Source organism: Calditrichota bacterium (assembly GCA_013152715.1).
Classification (GTDB): domain Bacteria; phylum Zhuqueibacterota; class Zhuqueibacteria; order Thermofontimicrobiales; family Thermofontimicrobiaceae; genus 4484-87.
Genome location: JAADFU010000206.1, coordinates 1 through 22826 on the forward strand (window position 1 = coordinate 1; position 22826 = coordinate 22826).

Sequence of the window (22826 nt, forward strand, 5' to 3'; positions counted from 1 at the left end):
TCAAAATACAATAAAAAGTTACGGATTGAAGCAAAGAAATATTTTGAAAAAATATGAAAAATTGGCTTTGATTGGGGTGCAATTTAACACTTAAATACCCGGGATATTTTTTCTTATTTCAATTTCTTCTGAAATTTAAAAATACTCATCACAAATAACGACGTGCCGAGCAGAGCGAGCGGAATGACCTGATCGAGCAGGTAGCGCAGCGGCGTGCCTTTCAGAAATAGCTCGCGCATACTGGTCATCATGTAGCGCATGGGATTGAGATAGGTGACAATTTGTAGCCACTGCGGCATGTTGGGAATGGGAATAAAAAAGCCGCTGAGCATGGAAGAGAAAACCATGAAAAACCAGCTCAAAAAAAGCGCCTGCTGCTGTGTCTGGGAGAGGGTGGACACAATGAGCCCAATGCCGATTGTCGTGAACAAAAACAGGGCAGCGATGAAGTAAAGTGTCCAGTAGGATCCGGCGAAACCGATGGAGAAAATTATCTGCGCCAATTTAATGATGACCGCCAATTGAATGAAGGCATAAACGAGATAGGGTAGCAGTTTCCCGGCGATGAGGTGGAATTTTTTGATGGGCGTGACCATGATATGTTCCAGTGTGCCGATTTCTTTTTCTTTCACCAGAGTGAGCGCACCCATGAAAGAGGTGACAATGGTCAGCAGCATCACCACGACGCCGGGGACCATGTAAGCGTCATTTTTCAGATCCGGGTTGAACAGAAAATGCGTGTTCAGCGAGACGATTCTGTCCTTTTTGATGTGCTGCAGCAAAACCGATTTGGGAATGAGTTGCACTGATTGTTCCAGCGCGATTTTTTGTAAGTAGCCGAAAGCGGTCATCGCCTGATTGCCGTCGATGGCGTCGAGGTACGCCAGCACCGATGCCTGTCCGTTGCGAATCAATTTTTCGGAGAAATCCGGCGGAAAGTAGAGGCCGATTTTTGTTTTCCATTGTTTAATGTCGCGATCCAATTGATTCACATCGTCGGTGTAACCGACAAAGTCAAATCGGTCATTGGTCATTATTTTTTGGATGAAATGCCGGGAATAACTGGATTTGTCCATATCGCACATTTCAATCGCCACATGCTTGGTCTCAAAAGTTACCGCGTAACCCAAGATGAGCAATTGCAAAATCGGAGAGATGAGCAACATGCGCAACATGAATGGATCTCGCCGCAGGTGGCGAATTTCTTTTTTCATCACTGCCAGTAATTGTTTCATTTATTGCTCCAGATAAGTTTTGAATTTCTTGGTGGAAACGATGATGAAAATTGAACTGAAACCAATGAGAGCCAGCGAAGGCTTCAAAAGTTCGATGAACGTATTGTCTTTCAACATAATCCCCCGCACGATGACGAGAAAATATCGCGCCGGGATGATGTAGCTGATGTACTGCAAAAGTTTTGGCATCGACGCCAACGGAAAGATGAAGCCCGCCAGAATCAACGTCGGTAAGATCGTACTCATCAAGGCGAACAGCATGGCAACCTGCTGCGTTTTTGCCAGCGAGGAAATCATCATGCCGAAGCTTAATCCGGTGAGGCAGTACAGAAATAGAAAAAAGTAGAGCAGCAAAATGCTCCCGCGCACCGGTACTTGAAATAAAAGCACGCCAACCAGAATGATGATGGTCCCCACCAACACCGAGAGTAGCAGGTAAGGGACAACTTTGCCGATGATGATTTCAAAAGAGTGCAAAGGCGAAATTTTCAGCAGTGTCATGGTTCCCATTTCTTTTTCCCGTACCAGCGTGATGCTGGTCAACATTGTCGTGATCATTATCATCAGCAACGCCAGCAAACCCGGCACCATGAAATAGGTACTTTTGAGCTCCGGATTGAAGCGAAAGACCTGATTGATTTCCACGGGTACGTACTGTTTCACGCCAATGAGTTCTTTGAAATGAAGCAATGTTTGCATGGCGTACTGCTCGATTAAAATTGCATCATTACTGTTGGACGCGTCAATCATGAAATCGACCTGCGTGGGCTGGTTTTCGTTCATGCTTTTTGCGAAACCATCGGGTATGGTCAGATGACCGCGAATTGCCCGTTTGAAAAATTGCACTTCCAGATCCTGGTCATCATCGTTGATAATTTTAAAAAAATTCGATCCCTGAAATGCACGAATCAACTGTCGCGAATACTCGGAATGGTCATGATCGTCAATTGTGATCCTCACTTGTTGAATTTCAAGATTCAACGCATAACCAAACATGATCATCTGCAGCAGCGGCATGAGAAATAAAATGATCAGCGTGCGGAAATCCCGCATGATGTGATAAAATTCTTTGGTGATAATTCCTAACAGAGCCATTGTTTTCCTCTAATATTGAATTGCCTGAAGAAATACGTCCTGCATACTGGAAACGTTAAATTTATCTTTCAATTCCGCCGGGGTGCCGGTCTGGACAATTTTTCCTTTATCCATAATGGAAAGTCGGTGGCAATATTCGGCTTCGTCCATGTAATGGGTGGTGACGAAGACCGTTTTCCCGGCGGCGCTCAGTTCGTATATTTGATCCCAAAATTGTCTGCGCCCCACCGGATCAACGCCGGAAGTGGCTTCATCCAAAAATAAGATGGGCGGATCGTGAATCAGTGTCGTGCGCAGCGCCAACCGTTGTTTGTATCCCAGCGGCAATTCTTTGGTCAAAATGTTATCCAGATTATTTAATTTCAGTTCCGCTGATAAATTCTCTTTTTCTTCGGCTAATTTTTCCGGTGCAACATTGTAAATTTCACTGAAAAACTCCATGTTTTCAAAAGGAGTCAAATCCTGATACAGAGAAAATTTTTGTGACATGTAGCCGATGCGCATTTTCACCTCTTCAGGCTGGCGCAGTACAGAAAGCCCGTCAAGTTCGATTTCACCGGATGTGGGTTCCAGCAGAGCGCAAACCATGCGGATCGTTGTTGTTTTCCCGGCACCATTGGCGCCTAAAAAACCGAAAACTTCTCCCTTTTTTACAGTCAGGGAAATATTATCTACAGCCGTGAAATTGCCGAATTTTTTTGTCAGATTTTGAATCGTCAGTGCATTATTTGACATCATTTATTTCTCCGGATCGTTCTAATAAATCGAGGAAAATGTCTTCCAGCGTGGGGGGGATTTTTTTAATCGAAATTTCATCACCGGCGATTTTTTTGATTCCTTGCAAAGATGGTTCCGCTTTTGTGCGCATGGCGCAGTGAATCGTGTCGCCAATCAGGTAAAATCGTGCCGTGATTTGAGAACGCTGTAATTTTTTCATCGCCGGAATCGGATCGCGCGTCTCAATTTGATAGAACGGGATTTCATAGTCGGAAATGATTTGTGCCGGCAGTCCCTGCTTTAAAATTTTGCCCTGATGAAAAAGATAAATATAATCGCATTGCATGGCTTCGTCCAGATAGGGCGTGGAAATGAGAATGGTTTTGCCCTCGGATTTCAATTGATTCAACATTTTCCAGAATTCTGCGCGCGACACCGGATCCACACCGGTGGTTGGTTCGTCCAAAACGAGAATTTTTGGATCGTGCATCAGCGCGCACGACAGAGCTAATTTTTGTTTCATCCCGCCGGAAAGATGACCTGCCAGTGTGCTTTTGAAATTCTCCAGGCGATTAAATCCGTAAAGCATTTCCATTTTTTCATTATACTGGGATTTGGGAATTTTGTAAATTTGGAAGAAAAATTTCAAATTTTCTTCGACGCTTAAATCTGTGTACAGGGAAAAAATTTCCGGCATATAACCAATGTGGCGTCGAATGGCGCGTTTTTCGGTTTCAATTGAACTACCCAAAACTGTTCCGCTGCCGTTATCTGCTGTCTCGAGCGTGAGAATGATTTTCATCAGCGTGGATTTTCCGGCGCCGTCCGCTCCAATGAAGCCGATGATTGCAGCCGCCGGAATGGAAACAGAAACATGATCGAGAGCCACGACATTGTCATATTTTTTGGAAATATTTTCCAGATTAACTATTTTTTCAGACATTGAATGTTCCTTTATAACTCCACTTCAACAGCCATGCCCGGCTTCAAAACGTGATTTTTGTTTTCGATGGACACTTTGACACCAAAAACCAGTGCCTTGCGGTTGTCCGGCGTGAGAATTGTTTTGGGCGTGAATTCTGCCTGTTGATTGATGTAATTGATTGTCCCTGAGAGTGGCTCCTTCAACCCGTCAACGCGAACAGTGACTTGTTTGCCGATTTGAATGTTCGCCAGATCGACTTCGGAAACGTAAAGGTAACACCAGACGTCATTCAGATTGATGATGTCGGAGATGGTGGAAAATGGTGGCGGCGTCTCGCCCTCATTGTAATAAATTTTATCGATGACTCCCTGAACCGGCGTCCGCAGGTGCGCTTTTTTTAGCTTTTCCTGCAACAATTGTAACTGGTAGCTTGTCGCATCAAATTTTTCTGTGAGAATTTTTTTATTCAATCCCGCCATTTCCAATTTACTTTTATTCACCGTCAATTGCAATTTGATGTCTGCCAGCGTCTGCGTCGGAATTGCTTTTGACTTTGATAATTCAATGTTTTTTTTGTATTTATCGAGAAAGTAGTTGTAGGAAGTTCTCGCTTGTTCAAGCTGCAAGTCGCCGTTTTGCTGTTGCAATTTTATCTCCGCAAGCATGGCTGCCGCTTGTTTGAGCTGCAGCGCGATGCTAGTCGTATCGATTAAAGCGACCAGTTCGCCGGCTTTTACTTCATTTCCTTCATTAAAGGGAAGATAGATAATCTCGTCGCTGATGGGTGAACTGAGTGAGTAAATTTTTCCTTCCACAATGCCGGTGTAAGCCGATTTTGATTTGTCGCCGCTACAGTTGGCGAGCAGCGCTATCATCACTACTAAAGTCAACAAAAAAATAATCCGTTTCATCCCGGACCTCCAGTGTTTTTGGTTTCGGGTTGTTAGTGTTTCGGGCTTTGTGTTTCGAGTTTTGAGTTTTTTATCCAAAAATTATTTTTGAACTTACCTTCCAGTTCTCTGTAAAACTTTTCAAAATTTGCACGCGTATCATTTTGTCATTGGCCACATTTATAAAAATTCTGAAACTACAAACTTCGAAAAAAACTAAACCCAACTTCTTTATTTAATAACAAATAAATCATCTTTCCCTGAATTTGCACCAGGCTTTTTTTCATTTCTGTGTCTGTCAATTCTCTTTCCGCCTGCAGAACATCCAGCGTGGTTTGCTGTCCCTGTTCCCAGCGCTGCTTGATCAAGTCGTATTTTTCTTGCTTTTCAAGGATCATTGTTTCCAATAATTTTTGTTGTTCGGAAAATTCTCTGAGCTGTTGCAAGTATTTTTTTGCTTTTGTTTCAGTAGCGCGATGAAGCAACTGTTTTTGCAGCGAGACCTGTCGCAGCGAATAATCTTGCTGCTGCACCGACGCGCGATCTCGTCCCCAACGCCAGATGTTCCAGCTAAATTGTACGCCGACAGTCCAGTAATCCATCCATTTGTCGTCGAAGAAATTGACGCCGGGTTTGCCATAATGGTAGGCAAACGCCAGATACATTTTGGGGAGATAATTTGAGTATTGCTGCTTTTTGAGATAATCGAGCTTTTGCGACTGGAAATTCAGTGTCTGCAGGTCAAAATTGTTTCCCAGTTTGGAAAAAATATCATTAGCGTGGGGCAGACTGAATTCTGTTGCTTGCGGACTGATAATTACCGAATCGATTTCGGAAACGCCGCTCAAAAGCTCCAAATCGTGCAGGGTTTGTCTGATTGAACTTTGCAGTGAAATTTTTTGCAGCCTGATATCATTCATCCGGCTGGAGATGTCCAGCGTGTCGATAGACGAGGCAAATCCCTGCTCAAAAAGAGCGTGTACGCGCTGTTGCTGCAAAGCGAGTCGCGCCATGCTGTTATTCAGCGCCTGCAATGTCTGCGCGCGATAGAGGTACTGGTACGCCTGCGAATAGACTTGAAATTGAATTTCTTTTTTGCGATATTGCCGTCGATAGTTCTGTTCCTCCAGCGAAGTGTTCAGCAGATGCCGCCGGTGGACACGCGAAAATCCGTCGAACAAAAGCGCTTTCATCTGCACGGAAAAATCGTACTGATCGTAAACGCCGGCTTGGATGCTCCCCCCCGGCACCGGCAGAAAGGGTAGCGAGAGCTGGGCGACTTCGGACTGGTGATTGTAAACGCCGTTAAGATTGAGTTCCGGCAAATAAGTCGAATTGAGTTTGCGCTTGTCCAGAGAAATTTTTTCTTTTTCAAACGCCAGAATTTGCTGCTGCTCATCAATTGCCAGCGCCGCTTGCACCAGTGAATCTACGGAAATAGCGACAGGGCGCTGCGCAAGAGCGGCATGACCGAATAGCAAAGTCAACCCGAGCAAAAACAGTGATTTTTTCATTGCTGAAATTCCTTTTCATTATTCGTTGTTAATATCATTCCACACTAATCGAAAAATTTCTTGTTTGCGTTCATTTAAAATGGTAGCCAATTCATCTTCGGACAGTTCAAAAATCGAAGTAATGATCGGCGATGCCACGAAAGGGAAAATATCCAGACTCACCAGATTAAGCATAAAATGAAGCGGATTAATCGGCTTGATTTCCTTATTTTGAATTGCATTGTGGATTCGCTTTAAAAAGACTTCGCGCGGTACGGATTCAAAATTTCCGACCACATCCTCCACGAAATCCTGCATTGCGTCTTTCTTCTCGCGCAATTCCCAGAGGATGAAATTCAACAATTTTTTGTGCTGGTTGAGAAAGTCGATATGACTTGAAATAAATTGCTCCAGAAATTCTCGAAATGGAATATCTTCGGGGATATTCACCAGTCTGGCGATGACTTCTTTCAGAATATCCTTGAGCACTGCGAGATAGAGTTTCTCTTTGGAACGGAAATAGTAATGCACCAACGCTTTGTTCACGCCGGCCCTTTCAGCGATGGCCCGCATGCGCGCGCCGTCTTTTCCCTTTTCAAGAAAAATTTCCCGCGCCGCGGCCTTGATTTTATTTTCAGTTTCATCGCTTGATTTAATCATCTGGGTTAACCCTTTAGTTTAACTGATTGGTTAAATATAAGAAATTTTTTTTTGAAATGCAAGAGATTTTTTGAATTTTTTTCAAAGATAACCTGGAGGTAATATCTTTCAAACCTTGAAATGACATTTTTCTATGACTTGTAATTTTCAAAGCCGCTTTTAATTATCGCTATTGTGCTAAGATAAAATGAAAAAATCCGCCGCAGGCGGATTAACATTTGTAGCAGACAACGATTGTAGTACAAATGACGAACTCCGAAGGAGTTCAACAAAAAAATTATCACGGCTATCGAGCAACATATTTTATAGGACAATGATGTTCAACCACTGCGGGGTTGGATTTTCATATTTTTCTACAAAACTTGAGCGCCTACGGCGTTCTTGTGCACAATAAAAATTTGAGCTAATATCACTTTGGTTTCTATATGACATTTTTTATCATTTGTGGTTTCCAATACTGCCTTTAATTATTACAATTATGCCAGAACAAAGTTAAGATGGTATAATTATTCGGCCTCGAAGTCTCCGAGACTCAAAGGGCAAAAAAAAACCGATATTCCATCAGTAAAGAAAATTTTTCAGCAAAAAAATTGTTGTTACTTCGACACGCATAAAAATCTCGGTCCTGAATCGCTTAAAAAAAAAGGAAACAAAAGAGGCATTTTGGTTCTGCGGATGAAATGAAAATGGGAACTTGTCGACGCTTATTGGCCGCACAATAAAGAAGCTCCCATTCTCACTCAAAGTAAACAACGACTTTGGTGCCAGCTTCAGGAGTGGCAACAACCAGCTTTTTGCTCTTGCCTTGCGCGACGATCTTAAATTCTATCGTTTTCCCGTTGGCTGTTTTTACAAGAGGATTTATTTTTTTGTCTCGCCAGACAATCTCTTGCCTGCCAGGTGCGCCATTGACGTAGATTAATTTTTTGTCGCCAGGAATATTCACATCTTTGAGCCAGCAGGTGGAACTTTCAATGCAAAATCCCGAGTGTTTTTGAGAAAGAATAAAAGCGCTGCAAACCGCATCTGCCTGGGGAAATAAAAGCGGCAATTGCAAACTTCCGTTTTCATTTAATGAATAAGCCTGCCGCAGAACCGCCAAAAAATTTTCTCGATTGACCGGTCGAGTTCGATAGGTGATTTTCATGGCGCTGCCGCTGAAGCCGATTACCATGCCTTCAGCTTTTTCTGTGTCGATGATTTCGTAAATTTCCGGCGAGGAGCCGATTTCGCCGGTGACTCGTGGTTGCACGGAAACTGTTGTGTTGGCGACTTTTTTGTAGGTGTTAACTAATTCTCCCACTTCTTTTCTTTGTTGGGGACGCATTTCGGAAAGATCGCCCCAAAAGCCGTTGCCGCCCAGGAAAGTTGTGTGCACATTGTACATTTGGGCGCCGTAAAGCGGCGATTGGTGCGGATAATTAGCCGAAGTTTGCAGCACTGTAGGAATGATTTGATTGAAAATATTTGCCACCGATCGAATTGATTTAGCACGATAATAACTTAAATCATCATACCAGGTTGCGCCGTTATTTATCCAGAAAAATTTAGCTTCGCTCAAAAATGCCAGTCCTACCGGGCGATTTTTTTCCGTGACGTCGAGAACAATAATGACCTGCGGGTTGTATTCTGTGATTTGGCGCGCGATATCCGTAACTTCAAGAATAAGTCGAAAAGCTGAATTGTCAGCGCGATCCTGATCTGGCACATTTTCATCTCCGTGCCAATGAGCGGGACTGTAGCAGGAGAGGGCATCTAATCCGTCCCATTTGAAGTAAGTCACTCCCTGATCGATCCAGTGTTTGAACATCTCAATTAAATAATTTTTAAATTCGCTGGCAAAACACCCCACAGGTTTTCTCCAGCGGCCAATCACTTCGGAGCCGTCCGCATTGCGCCCCAGCCATTCCGGATGTTCGGCATAAACCTGACTATGGCTATCGACACCCGCTATCGCAAACCAAAGCCCCAGCCGCATGCCCAGACTGTCCAACCGCGCTTTTATTTTTTGAAAACCGTCGGGAAAACGGTCTTTCACCGGCTGCCAATCGCCGAAATAATTTTGCCAGCCATCATCAATGACAAACACATCTGCGCCCAATTCGTGAGCATAATCAATTTCCTTTAGAACCCGTTTCTCAGTGAGGACAAGTTGCGGCTTGATCTTTTTTTCTTTTTGTTCATCGCGCTGCATGCCCCAGGTGTTGTAGTAAATGGTCGCTTTGCGCGAGGCAAGATGTTCGCTTAAATCGTGGTAAATAAAATTAAAGATTTCTTTTTCCCCGCGTTGAAAATCATTCCCCTGAAAAAAGCCAACTTCACACCAGACGGATTTAAAAGGAGAGCTTTTTGTGATTGATTGGTGAGAATAATAGACACCTTTCAGTGCTTCTAATTTTATGGAAACAGTGCTGTCTTTGCCAAATTCAGTAGAAATGCCCAGGTATTGTTGTGCCGGGTCATTATCCATCGAGCCGTGTTCGTAGGAAAAAATGATTTGTCTATTGTTTTTTGCATCCCAAAGCAGAGCAATAGGCCCCTTGAGTATTTTGAGTTCGGAAAAAGAATTCGGCGCAAAATCAATTCTTCTGGGATGATACATGTGGTTTTGCGACAGATTGCGGCCGCTGCTGCCACCGCCCAGTCGCAGTCGATAGTTGGGCCGCAGTTTCCAGTTCAAACTATCCAGCACTTCGCCTTCCCAGTTAGCCAGTTGAATTTCTCTGACCTGCAATGAATCCCGGTCAAAATTTTTCCACTGATATTCCGGAAAAATAAATCGACAGCGCCCGTCTTTTTTGGACAAGAAAATAGTTTTATTTTTTTGGCTGATAATTTCAAGCTGCTCGCGAAAAATCGGTGAATCAGAAAATACCTGACAGCGGTAAATCAATTTCATCATGCCGTGAATCGCGGAACGTTTTTGTTGACCTTGGAGCGTGATAGTTACTTCTTTGCCGCCGTTTTGCAACTGGCGCACATGATAGTTTTCAAATTTCCAACCGCCATCCTGGCTTCTGATTTCCCGATCATTTACGATGAATGTAAACCACATTTTTTGTGCGGCAGCGAGATAATTTCGCTGCCCATTTTTCAGACGCCATGCTTGAGGATAAAAATAGTAAATACCGGATTTGCTTTCGTATTTGAATTGACGACAGGCGAATTTGTTTTCAATGGTGAAAATGCCCTGGGAAAAATCAATTTTAATGTCCTTCGCGAAAGCAGACAATGGCAGAAAAATCAGCAGCAGAAGGATGATTCGAAAATTCAATTTTTGTTTCATGGCAGAGCCTCTCTGATAGGGAAAAATTTTCAATTGATTTTTGCCGCGAAATCTCCGGAATTCGAAGACCGAAAATTGGGACGGAAAAACAAACTGCCTTGAGTCCCGAATAAAAACCCTTGCGTATTAGCGGTTAATTCATTGCGCTTTTCAGCCTCAAATCATTTAATCAAGGTCTTTAATTTTTTCATAAAGCAATTTATTCGCCCGATAATTGTCATTTATTAGCCAGTGATCGTCGGTTTGTTCCCGCATTTTTTGCACTTTGGTTCGCATTTTTTCTAAAATTCCGGCATAAGCCGGATTTTGCGCCAGATTTATTGATTCCGCCGGATCATTTTCCAGATCGTAAAGTTCTTCCGCAGGCCTGTGCAGATAGTTGCTCACTTTTCTTTTCCCCATCATTGCTGAACTTCGTTTTAAGATCCCCTGCCAGGTCTTGCTAATGAACAAATCCGTGGCAAAGGGAAATTCCAGTTCCGGAAAGAGATTTTTGATATATTTGAAGCGTCTGGTTCTGACGCCCCGCATCGGGTAGTACATGGTAATTTCATGGAAAATATGCGAAAAATAGACTTCATCCCATCCTTTTGGCTGCTTTTCATTTAGAATCGATAAAAATGACTTGCCGGGCAAGGAGTACTTGGGCACTGGCGATTGTGTCCATTCGAGAATGGTTGGCACGAGGTCGACGTAGCTGACAAGAGCTTGGTTGATAAAATTTCTTTTGGATAAGGTCGGAGACATGACAATCATGGGGAGGCGAACGCCGGAATCGTAAAGAGTTGTTTTGGCGCCGGGAAAGGGAATGCCGTTGTCGCTGAGATAAATGACGAGCGTGTCCTCAAACCTGCCCGATTTTTTGAGTTCATTCAAAATCATTCCTATTCCCAGATCCAGCCGTTGGATTGCTTGATACTGATCCGCAAGCTCTCCTCTGGTTTCAGGAATGTCCGGGAGAAAATCAGGAACATGAACACGATCCGGGCTAAATTTTTGCGTGGCAATTCCAGGATATTTTTTCTCATTTCCAAACCCGGAAAAATTTTCCACGTTTTTCATTTTGCTCCAGCCGCTGGCAGAGCGATGCGGGTCAGAATAGCCGACGAGGAGGAAAAACGGCTGTTCGCGATTCCCATTAAAAAATTCTCCGGCTTTATCGGCCATGGTTTTCACATCCCTGTTGCCCATGATTTGCTTGCCGGTAACGCGAAAATCGAAGGGAAGTTGCTTGTCCGGCGCGACATGAAGCTTGCCGATGAGACCCGTGCGATAACCGTTTTGTTTCAACAAATAGGGCAGAGACTTGACATAGGGCAAATAACTGAAATGATGCCAGTTGTGCTGATGTCCATACTGGCCATTTTGATGAGGGAACAGTCCCGAAAGAATGGATCCTCTGCTGGCGCTGCAAGTAGCGGCTACGCAAAAAGCATTCGTGAAAGTTACTCCTTGCTCCGCCATGCTGTCCAAATTTGGCGTGCGCACACTTTTGTTGCCCAAATAGCCCAATTGATCCAGTCCGTGGTCATCGGAAATGAGCAGTAAAACATTTCGCTGTTTTGTATTATTAATTTTTGCCGGAACGGGAAAATTGATTTGAGAGAATTTCGGAAAAAGTGGCAAAGAAGCCATGAGGGAAGCTTTTTCAAGGAAATTGCGACGTGAAATTTTTTCTTTGAAGCTCATATTTTTTGTCCTTTCCGGAAAAATAAATTGAATTTTTTTCATCAGTTTATTTCAGCAAAACAGCCCTTTTGACAAATATTTTGTCGCCAATCTTCAAACGAATCAGATAAATCGCTGAACTCGCTAACTTCCCGGATGATCGGCTGCCATCCCAGATTATTTTGTGCGCGCCCGACGCTAATCCGCAATTAAGCAAAGTTTTTATTTTTTGACCATTCAAATTGTAAATGTCCAGTTGAACAGTTTCGGGAGTCGACAAAAAAAGGGGAATGACTAATTTTTGATTAAAAGGGTTGGGGTAAGATTGTCCCAATTGAAAATTGGCGGGATCAGAAGATCGGGCATTATTTTTACGAACGATAGCTGTCGAAGAAAAGGTAATGTAATTGCCTTGTTGACTAAAATTTACTGTGTCGCCATTCACGATCACGAAAGAAACGGCGGGCGCCCAGATTTTAAAATAATCTATTTCCTGGCCTTCAGCCCAGACACAATTATCAAACCAGTTCAGGCTTTGTAGCGAAGGATTGCAGTCCACCAAAATTGTGTCTCCGCAAACGAGCTGTTTGCCGCGATAAAATTGAATTCTGGAGATAGCGCGGTCGGCATCTCGTCTGACAAATGCGATGTTGGCTTTGAACGCAAAATTGTCCGCATGAAGCGCAGTTGAATTATCTTGCGAATAAAATATCCAGTCGGTTTTTTCAGAAAAATTAACTTTTAGCGCAAAACTGTTGGCAACAGAGATGCCGGCGTTGTCCGTCACCTGCTTTTTGCTGACTTGGACAATGTGATTGTTTCGCTCGATTGGCGATATCACTGTTTCAAAAGAAATTGGCGTAGGTCCTTGTTTTTGATATTTAATTACTGGCGCCGGATACTTCAAGTTGTACACATTGGACACCCAACCAGCATCGATTTCCGCTGTGAGATCAGTCTCCGCAGGAACAACAGCGAAATTGGGCGTTATTGCCGCTTTTGACACCGGATCAAGAGTTACGTAATTTAAATAGGGGGAATCCAGATGAAAGAATAATTCGTAAAAATGTTCGCCACTGCCATGCACAAAATCGGAAATCAGCCAATAATCCGGTTTGATAAAAATTATGCGCCGCTCATGAGTTAAATTATCGTAGCCGTCATGTGACGCTGCCAGAAAATCCATGCCCGGCATTGTTGCCGCATCTAATAGCGTTCCCACTGCTTGCGATGATTGATTTTCGTGATCGATGACAACGGTATTGTGCGCTGCGGTGCCTTTAAAATAATCCCGCCATGCGCCGGAAACGTAAGTGTAACGTCCCGCGTCTCGAATCATCGAAACGTTATTTGCAAAAATGACGATATTTAAAATGTCATAATGTGCATGCCAAGGGGAGTTAGAACCAAAATCGAACGCCAGATATTTTGTGTTTTCATATTTGGTCTGATTTTCTCCCCAATCACTGCGCAAAACAGCGTATCCACCGTTTGGGAAAAGAGCAAAGGTTTTTTTCGGAGCCGTTCCCTGCGTACCTTTTGTGGCAGCGTACAACATATCTTGCCGCTGAAAAATATCAGCGCCTTCCTGAAGCATTTCCAGATAGCTTTTACGGTCAGTGTCAGAAAGCTGCGGTAGAAAACCATCGGGTTTGTGGATGTGCATGATGAATTCCAATGGCTTCACGAAGAGCTCGGTTAAGGAGGCGTCAGCAGAAATATTATTCAAGTTCATTAATTTGTAAGTGAGAAACAGGCTCGAATATTCAATGCAATGATAGGTCGGACTGGTTTCAAATTGGACGCCGTCATCGTAAAAATCATTTGACAAATGATGCTGCAATCTTTGCAGAACCAGATCGCGCCAGCTTTCCCAGCTGTCATCGGGGTAAAATTTGAACTCAGGAAACATGACAACTACGGCGCCGAGGCCACGGGTTTCGCTGGCGCCCCAGTTCCCTTCGCTCCGCCAGTTGAATTTCAAAAATCGCGCCTGTTCAATCAGCGATTTCAATACCAAAAGATGATCTTCTGCGGAAATTGAAGGAGAGGCGTACCGGGCGACAAAATATTGATATGATTCCACCCACTCCCGGAGTCGAATCCCCGTATCCAGAGTGCGCGGATAGCCGGGTGAATTATCGCGCACCCAGTCCGTCAGCTCGGCAATCCATTCGCGCGCATATTTTTCATCGTGACCGGAGGCATACACTTTACCAAAATTAACGATCCAGTACATGCGGTGCAAATCAAAGTGCCATTCCCGATCTTTTTCATCTTTTGTTGTCCAGTCAATGGTGCCGTCCGCTGCGCCGGCGTATTTTCTGATGCCGAGAAAAGTGAAATAGTGGTTCAGATTATCATCGGCTTCGGATTTGTTGCCTTTTCCTGTCAGTTTAAAATAGCGGACATCTCTGGGCTGCTGATAATATTTCAGCAGCTCGATTTTTGCCGTTGCCGTGTCACTCGCGCCCAGGGCTTCTTTTACTTTCTCTAATCCCGGAAAATTCTGATCGATGCATTGAAAAAATTCGTGGTCGCTCATTTCTGCAAATATTTTGTCAGGCATTTCCAGGGTCAGAGCAAAGAGTGAGACGAACAACAGGATCAGATTGAGTTGACTTTCAAAATTTTTCTTGGGATTAAAAAACATTTTATTCTTTTGTTTTGTGATAAAAAATGTATCGCTTGCCTGAGAAAGACTTCCAAATTTTCTCTTTTATTTGGAAGCCCTGACAGTTTTGTATTTACAAAATTTTTCATAATTCTCTGAATAGCTTTTTCTATGAGAAAAAATCAGAAAATTATTCGCTTACAATCTCGAATTCCCCGGACAATCTGATGTCTTCGGAAGAGGCTCCTATCATAACCCTGAAGGTTCCTGGCTCCACGACCCATTTGTAATCTCGATCGAGTAATTGCAAATCTTCGGGTTTTAAAACGAATTCGACTTTCTTTTTTTTGCCGGGTTGCAGATGAATTCTTTCAAATCCGCGCAGCGCTTTGACAAATGTGGTGACGCTGCTAACTTCGTCTCTGATGTACAATTGAACGACCTCAGTGCCTTCTCTTTCACCGGCATTTTTTATTTCGAGGCAAACCCGAATTTCGCCGGCAGGTCTTTGTTTTTGGGGCTCTATTTTTAAATTTGAATATTCAAATTGTGTGTAACTCAAACCATGCCCAAATGGGTAGAGGACGCCAGTAACGCGGCTTGTTTTATGACCGTCTTTCACGCCGGCTTGTGATCCGGGTTTAAAAGGAAAATTTAAAGGAATTTGTCCGATGGTTCTGGGGAAAGTAATGGGCAGTTTCCCCCCGGGATTGTAGTCGCCAAATAACACGTCAGCGACAGCTTTGCCCGTCATCTCGCCAGGGAACCAGGCCTCAACGATGGCGGGAATATTTTTGTCGATCCAATTTATCGTGAGGGGTCTGCCGTTTAAAAGCACCACAACCGTTGGAGTCCCTGTTGCGTGAATTGCTTTTACCAGATCAAATTGTCTGCCCGGCAAATTTAGACTTGTCCGCGACCGCGACTCGCCGACGATGAGTCTTGTCTCGCCTAAAACCACAATCGCGATGTCGCACTCGGCCGCCAGTTGAGCAGCGGAAGCAATTTTTGCCTTCTCTTCTTCGTTCAGTTCAGTGGGCAAAATTTCGCTTTCGGGCCAGTCCTTATCGATCAATGCACAGCCTTGAGCATACTTCAGTTCGCATTTTTTTCCTAATTTATCTTTAATTCCATCGAACACAGAGATGACTTTTGCTTTGGCAGGACCGTAGCGGCTCATAAGTTCATCCGTAGCTTTGGCATTTGGTCCTACGACTAAAATTTTTTTCAAATTTTTGGATAATGGCAATAGATTTTTTTCATTTTTGAGCAAGACAATAGATTCTCTCGCTGCCCGTAAAGATACTTTAACGTGTTCGGCACAATGTACGATCTCGTCGGTTTTTTTCGGGTCCTCAAGGTACGGCTTGTCAAATAACCCCAGCCAAAATTTCACTCTCAGTACATTGCGCACGCGGCTATCGATTGTCTTCAGCGAAATTTTCCCTTCGCGCACCAATTCGCGCAAAGGATTGATGAACACATCCGGCGGCGTAAAAGTGGTTCTCACATTTAGTCCCGCTTCCACAGCCTGGCGCACAGCTTCTTTGTACGTCTCTGCTACATGGTGTTTGCTGAAAAGGTACAACACGGCGTCGCTGTCAGAGACAATGTAGCCTTTAAATCCCCAGCGTTGGCGCAAAATTTGGGTGAGAAAAAATTTGCTGCCGGTGATGGGAATTCCATTGTAGTCGTTGTACGAGCTCATCACGCCCAGGGCGTTGGCATCCTGGATCGCCGCGCGAAAGGGAGCGAGATAAATTGTCTCCACATCGCGCCAGGGGGCTTTGGGGTCTGTTCTCGCGGCGCCGTCTCTTCCGCCCTTGGGAATGCTGTAAACCGCGAAATGCTTGGGAGTAGAAACCACGCCCTCGGATTGCAATGCCGCAACCTGGATTTTACCTAATTGTGACGCCAAATAGGGATTTTCGCCGTAAGTTTCCACAGTACGTCCCCAGCGCGGATCTCGTGCGAGGTCAAGTATCGGGGAATAAATATTCGTGTAACCCAACGCTCTGGCTTCTTTTCCGGTAATGTGGCCGATGAGATTAACAAGTTCTTTATCCCAACTACTGGCAACGCCAATTTGCGCCGGAAATGAAGTCGCTTTTTCATGACAGAGACCGCGAATGCCCTCGTTGGTGAAATCCACAGGTATGCCCAGACGGGTTTTTTCGATGAAAAATCGCTGTACTTCATTCAATGCGCGCGTATGCATTGAATAGGGAAAAGAATAAGGCGTGCGGCACGGTTTTCGGTCCAGACCGTTCAAATGCTCGTCAATATTTGCAATTCCGTCTTTCCAGATTTCATTTAGCCACTGCTTTGTGGGGAGTTCGTCTTTGGCAACGCGGCAAAAACCGTACAAAGTCGCCATCTGGCAGGTTTTTTCTTCAAGCGTCATTCTTCCCAGCAAATCATTGATGCGGGATTCGATATCCAGACCTGGATTTTCGTAAGGGTCCATCTTGTCATTTTTGTTGTGATCGATCCAGCCGTCGTGATAAATGGGCATTAATTTTTCAGTTGTGATAAAAACCTGACCCATCAATCCTGACGAAAAAATTACACCTATCAGGAGAACCATTGACATCAGCGATTTTCTACTCATCGGAGCAATCCTTTTCTGTTTGGCTAGTAAAAGATTATCGTAACAAATTCATTTTTCGATTTCTAATTTCGGTTCCGGCTTTTAATTGGTAAAAGTAAATTCCCGAAGCAACTGGGGCGCCGTGAACATTTTCAGCGTTGAAAATAATCTGGTAGTTCCCCGGTGAATAATTTCCGTCAATCAACGTTTGCACGATTTCGCCATTCAAATTGAAAATATTTAATGTCACGGGACAAGATTGTCGGAGATGAAACCTGATGCTCGTTGACGCATTGAACGGATTGGGATAATTTTGAAATAGTTGAAAATGTGCCGGCTGAGTCCCTTCCGGAAAGCGTACCGCTGATTGCGAAGGTTTCGGATTGGGCGTGTAATATGTCTGGTCGAAAACGGTTCCGTCTTTCAATATGTGTCTGAGTCGCAGGGTATCGCCGGAAAAAGTGAGCTCTGTATAGCCATATTGGGCAATGTATTTTGCCACCATATAGCCGTTTCCGTCTTCGTTGGGATTGACTGAATATAAGGGAGCACCGCCATTGCCGGTGACGATTTGCGGTATTCCTTTCAGCGAATCCAACGGCGGATTTTTTTGACCATTTAATAGCAATTTTTTCGTTCGCACATAATAGTGAGCGTGACCGTTGAAAATAAGATCGCATCCGTTCTGATAAAGCGGCACGCCCCAAGTCTGGTGGATTTCTTGCTCGTAATGTTTGGGTCCAAAATCAAAAATGGGGTGATGCCAGACAAGGATGAGCCATTTTTGTGGGTTATTTTCAATCGCATTCTTCATCATGGTAAATTGAGGACCATCAATCGGAGATTTGTCAGAGTCCAAAAGAATAAACCGTGCATCTTCATAATCAAAATAAAAATATTTACCGTCATTACCGTACAAATTTTTCTGTCCCGGCAGGTAAGTATTCCAATTTGCCAATCCGGAAGATGTCTCAGTATTGTCGTGATTGCCCGGTACAGCCATATATTTTGGCGGCGTTTGATCCTGTCCGGTTCCGCCTAAAACATCATCACATGCGCGCTGCCATGTGTCCCATAGACTTTTGACTGTCCCGTCTGACACAACATCGCCGACATTGATGATGAATTTGTAATTTGGAGTATTATTCATTATTGCTTGCAATACTTGACGATGATCATTGTCATGACTCCTGGTATCTCCGTAGATGATGCATTGCCAGGGTTGCGCAAAAATACGGGTCACACTAAATAGAAATAAAACAAAAGTCAACTTGAAAATTCCTTTTGAACTTTTTTGCTTGTTCATGATGTTCCCTTCAATGTGAAAGAAATGAATAATATCATTAAAAATAAATTTCCGGTGAAAGCAGGGGCGCTTTGATTTGGAATATGAAAAAAACGATATTGTAAAAAAAAAAGCGCTAACCAGCAATATTAATAAATCTTGCTCCGTTTTTCGTATTATCGAAAATATCAGGACTTCACTGAATGAGTTAAATTTGTGCCGCAAAATTACCCGTTGTAGAGATTTATTTGTTTTTTTTTATTGTGCTAATATTATTATCTGATTTAATCGTTGAATGAGACGTTGAAAAAAATGTCGCTGATTATAAAGTCAGGGAGAGAGGAATATTTTTCCTTCTCTCCCTGGTACGCTGCTGTAAGAGGACAAAATTACTGCAGTAAAATCATTTTCTTAACGCTTAAAAAGTTGTCAGTTTTTAAACGATAGAAATATATTCCGCCGGGCACAGGTTTGTTATTTTTGTCCTTTCCATCCCAGTGGACAATATAGCGATTCGGCATCTGAAATTGATTAACCAGAGCAATGACTTTCTGTCCCAGAATATTGTAAATCGTTAAATTTACCAGCGCTGGCTTGGAAATTCCGTAAGAGATTGATGTCCCCGGATTAAATGGATTGGGATAATTTTGGGACAGATAGAATGAGTTGGGTGTGGTTTGATTCACCGACACACCGGTTTGTTCCCAGGTTCCCCAGCGCGGATCGCCTAAGTTGCTTTCGTCAGATGCCATTCCGACAGCAGGTCCATTGACTTCAACGGCCAAATTCAGCGTCGAATCCTCTATACTCTTAAACAACGGATCATCTTCCAGGTTGAAAATCGGAAAGGTGAGTTCCGGATGATCTTCTGATTTTATCAGCGTGTCGCATTCCCAGAAAAGATTGTACTCGACAGTGGGAGAGGGTCCAAAAACGCGAACGCCGAATGCATCCTGTTGGTAGAAGATATTATCTCGAATCGTGACTACCGTATCGTCTCGGGCGTAAACTCCCACATTTCCTGTGCGTTCGGAAATTGTGCTGTCATTCCAGCAGAAAGTACAATGGGAAACTTCTAATTCACCCACATTTCGCAGGTAAATTCCTTTTTGTCCCACGCGATAGAATGTGCAATTGGCGATTTTGGCAAATTCAATATTTCGGGCGGCGTCTTTGCCGTAGATGCCGGTTTCTCCGACATTTCGGAAAATGCAATTATTCACAATCAGCGTATCTGTGTGGTTCTTCTTGTCCATGTGCAAAGCGCGCAGCCGGAAACCTTCAAACTCACAATCTTCAATAATGCAGGTGCCAAATTCCTCGCTTCCCGCATCCCAGCGAAGTCCGTAGGGAGTTCCGCCGTCAACGATACCATCGCCTCTAAACCGAAGACCTTTGATGGTTATCGGCGCATAGATTTTCATGATTCGAGAGCTGCCAAACGCTGCGGTCAACGTGGGTTTTTCTCCCAACCCCGGTTTTGCCATCAAAACCAGCGGAAATTTTTTCATCGAGACATCTTTGGGATTGTAATATTCGCCGCCATCAGAGACGAATACGAGCGTGTCATTTTCAGTGAGAGCATCCTCGATGAGTCGTTCCCAGTCTTTATTTTTCACCAGTTCCCATTTTGTAATTTCGCTGGCATCCCAGGTGCCATTATTGGCATCGCCCAGCGCTGTGGAGTCATCAGCAAAAAGTGCCGCCGGAGAATTGGCAGCAACGGCAAAATTGCCGGCTTCGGCATCCGCAAAGTAGGGATTTTGATCTCTTAAAAGCAGGTCATAGTCATAACTGGCTCCCTCTTTTTTGCTGATATGCTTCGGACACTGAAATGACAGAAAATGTTCTACTTTGGAATTGGTACCGTAAATTCGGCAAGCGTATTCATCTGTGGCGCTGAAAGCCACGATTGAATTTTTGATCATCGCGCCGTCGATCTCTTTGGGATAGATGCTTTTGCTTCCCGCTTTTACTATTGTGATATGATTTGCAATAAAAACCGGATCCGGCGTGCCATCGGAAACGTGGTCATGAGCCTGCACATAAATTGCTTCATCTCCAATGTCCCAGAGAGTAGTATTTTCAATCCGAAAATACTTCACCGAACCCGGCGCTACCGACGGAGATTTAAAACGCACTGCTTCTTGCAGAATATGTGCAAAATAACAATTGCTAATAATAACGGTGTCAGCTTGAGTATTTGCATCACCGTAAATTGCATGGCCATCGTCGCCAACATTGAAATTGACGAATTCGCAATTATTGATTTTCAGTTTGTAACCCCATTTCACCAGCGAACTGTCTGGCGTGTCAATGCCTTTTGCGGTAAGTGAATCTCCCAGAGAACCATCGAAAATGATACCGTCCAGGGTAAGATCGTCGCGAATGTCGATTATTTTGCTGCTGTTATCGGTGTACCAGACGGGCTTATTCGTTAATCCTTTTGCGGCGCGGATTGTGATTGGCATGTCGATTATTGTGACAAAAGTCTCATGATACATGCCGCCGTCCGTAATTAATTCCAGCGTATCTCCTGGCGAGGCAGTATAAAGCGCGTTATCGATCTGGTCGTCTCCCGCAGGCACCTGAATTACTGATTGCCCGAAAAGAGCGGACACTGAGAAAATCATGAGAAAAAAAATTGTAACAAAGAGCTTGCTTTTCATCTTTCTCTCCTTTTCTAAATTTTAATGATTAAAAATGATTTTTGGTACCGATGGATGCAGATTCCCCGCTACGAATCAAGCGATGGGAAAACCTTGTAACTTGAGAAAGAATATCATTCTTTTTTAAAAGCCAACATCACCTCCTCACTAATATTTTGCTATTGCTTCCCAGTTTTAAAGATAAAATTATAATCGGTTTCAAAGGAATTCCCATGAATATCCGCCGCGCCGAAAGAAGGCCGTAATGTTTCTTTGTCTTTTTCAAATGTGCCAATTATTTTTACCTGAAATCCTGTTGATGGCAGCAATAGTTTTTCGGGAGAAAATGTCATTTTGGTGGCTTTGGGATTCGGATCTACCGGCGGGTCGCCCTTTTTTCCATTTGCGTACCAGGCAGCTAATGCACGCTCATAAATGTACGGAAAAATAATCGTCGTGTCCAATGTCGTTGCGTCCAACATGCCGCTGACAAGAGTGGAATCCTGCCAATCGTCGAACTGAAAAGTTCCATTCACATAAAGCGCATCTAAAGGTAAATTATTTTTTTCCTCCCAGACACCGGCAAATTGCTGACTTCTGAAGACGCCGCTGTTCGTTGCAGCAAAAAGTTGTTCCGGATTCTGTGGATTTATCGCCAATGCCACCACATTTACACCTGCCGGGATTTGTTCGGATTGCGTCCAGGAAGTACCGCCATCATTACTGTGGTAAAATCCTTGACCAGTGTTTACGATAATTCTCCCGGTGTCCTGAGGATCAAAAGCAAAAGCATTAATGTCAAGGTTGGGAAGACCTTCCACGATTAATTCCCAATTGTCTCCGGAATCATGGCTCCGATAAATTCCTCCGCCGTCTGAAACTGCAAATACGCGGGAAGTATCCGCAGGATGAACGGCGATTTTATTGAAATAATAGGTAAAAAATCCCTTGCGGATGCGCGTCCATTTCTCTCCGCCATTATACGATTTCAGAATAAAATCTCCTTTGGTAGCCAGATAGATTATTTGGGGATTCAGCGGATTAATGGCAATATCTTGCGGCGGCCTGCTGACGCGAACGCCATCATTTTTCGCTTCCCAATTTTGGCCGCTGTCGGTAGATTTATAAATGCCGTCTTTTTCGGTCGCAACAAATAGCACATTTCCATTTGTCGGATCAATCGCCAACGCAAGCGGATTTTCAGCGGGCAGCGCTATTTTTTCCCAATTCAAACCACTATCGTTGCTGCGATACAAACCACTGTCATGGCTTACCGCGTACAGTAAATTGGAATTGCCCGGAGAAATGATAATTTGACTCAGATTCATTTTCATGCTGAGTGGCGTCAACCAGGTCCATGATTCTCCGCCATCTTCGCTTTTAAAAATTCCCTGAGTTTTTCGTGAGACATAGATTATTTGCGGATTATTTTTGTCGATAGTAATTGTTTGAAGCGAATCGAAACTCACTTTGGGCCAAAGCCTGAAATTTTTTTCCACAGACGCGGTGTTCATAAGTTCGTCAAACCAGATAGTAATTTTGGCATCTCGGGGAATATTTTTGGCATTTGAAAGCGGATCATGGTATGCCACCGCAGGTCTTCTGACATCAGGAGCTTCAAAATCCGGTTTTGTTGGTTCTCTTTCCGGGAAGCAACTCCAGATAATTATCACTAAAAGCGAGAGTACAAATGTATTAGCTAAAATTTTTAACTTCATGG

The 22826-nt window shown here is 43.7% G+C and carries 14 protein-coding genes; all 14 read right to left on the bottom strand.

The window, feature by feature from the left end:
* Positions 1 to 113: 113 nt before the first annotated feature.
* The gene (locus tag GXO74_16440; protein NOZ63243.1) at positions 114 to 1235 is read right to left on the bottom strand and encodes an ABC transporter permease; all 1122 of its coding nucleotides are present in this window, start codon (positions 1233 to 1235) and stop codon (positions 114 to 116) included.
* Complete coding sequence (locus tag GXO74_16445) at positions 1236 to 2330, bottom strand: ABC transporter permease (protein NOZ63244.1); 1095 nt, start codon at positions 2328 to 2330, stop codon at positions 1236 to 1238.
* Between the two features lie 9 nt (positions 2331 to 2339).
* Positions 2340 to 3065 carry an ABC transporter ATP-binding protein gene (locus tag GXO74_16450; protein ID NOZ63245.1) on the bottom strand — a complete coding sequence of 242 codons (726 nt, stop codon included), beginning with the start codon at positions 3063 to 3065 and terminating at the stop codon, positions 2340 to 2342.
* Positions 3055 to 3990, bottom strand: a complete 936-nt coding sequence (locus tag GXO74_16455) for an ABC transporter ATP-binding protein (GenBank protein NOZ63246.1) — start codon at positions 3988 to 3990, stop codon at positions 3055 to 3057. The genes GXO74_16450 and GXO74_16455 overlap by 11 nt, the downstream gene beginning before the upstream one ends.
* Before the next feature lie 11 nt (positions 3991 to 4001).
* Positions 4002 to 4883, bottom strand: coding sequence for an HlyD family efflux transporter periplasmic adaptor subunit (locus GXO74_16460; GenBank protein ID NOZ63247.1), 882 nt, complete (start codon positions 4881 to 4883; stop codon positions 4002 to 4004).
* A 176-nt stretch (positions 4884 to 5059) separates the two neighbouring features.
* Positions 5060 to 6376 (bottom strand): TolC family protein, encoded by a 1317-nt coding sequence (locus GXO74_16465; protein ID NOZ63248.1) that lies wholly within the window; start codon positions 6374 to 6376, stop codon positions 5060 to 5062.
* An 18-nt stretch (positions 6377 to 6394) separates the two neighbouring features.
* The gene (locus tag GXO74_16470) at positions 6395 to 7015 is read right to left on the bottom strand and encodes a TetR/AcrR family transcriptional regulator (GenBank protein NOZ63249.1); all 621 of its coding nucleotides are present in this window, start codon (positions 7013 to 7015) and stop codon (positions 6395 to 6397) included.
* Between the two features lie 736 nt (positions 7016 to 7751).
* Positions 7752 to 10301: a hypothetical protein gene (locus tag GXO74_16475; GenBank protein NOZ63250.1), complete on the bottom strand. Its 2550-nt coding sequence runs from the start codon at positions 10299 to 10301 to the stop codon at positions 7752 to 7754.
* Positions 10302 to 10466: 165 nt separating this feature from the next.
* A complete protein-coding gene (locus tag GXO74_16480; protein ID NOZ63251.1) occupies positions 10467 to 11990 on the bottom strand; it encodes a sulfatase in 1524 nt (507 codons plus the stop codon).
* A 46-nt stretch (positions 11991 to 12036) separates the two neighbouring features.
* Complete coding sequence (locus GXO74_16485; protein NOZ63252.1) at positions 12037 to 14622, bottom strand: T9SS type A sorting domain-containing protein; 2586 nt, start codon at positions 14620 to 14622, stop codon at positions 12037 to 12039.
* Positions 14623 to 14773: 151 nt separating this feature from the next.
* A complete protein-coding gene (locus GXO74_16490) occupies positions 14774 to 17194 on the bottom strand; it encodes a beta-glucosidase (GenBank protein ID NOZ63253.1) in 2421 nt (806 codons plus the stop codon).
* Between the two features lie 34 nt (positions 17195 to 17228).
* Positions 17229 to 18479 carry a T9SS type A sorting domain-containing protein gene (locus GXO74_16495; GenBank protein NOZ63254.1) on the bottom strand — a complete coding sequence of 417 codons (1251 nt, stop codon included), beginning with the start codon at positions 18477 to 18479 and terminating at the stop codon, positions 17229 to 17231.
* A gap of 368 nt (positions 18480 to 18847) precedes the next feature.
* Positions 18848 to 21127 (bottom strand): DUF4957 domain-containing protein, encoded by a 2280-nt coding sequence (locus GXO74_16500; GenBank protein ID NOZ63255.1) that lies wholly within the window; start codon positions 21125 to 21127, stop codon positions 18848 to 18850.
* Positions 21128 to 21285: 158 nt separating this feature from the next.
* The gene (locus GXO74_16505; GenBank protein ID NOZ63256.1) at positions 21286 to 22824 is read right to left on the bottom strand and encodes a hypothetical protein; all 1539 of its coding nucleotides are present in this window, start codon (positions 22822 to 22824) and stop codon (positions 21286 to 21288) included.
* Between the last annotated feature and the right edge of the window lie 2 nt (positions 22825 to 22826).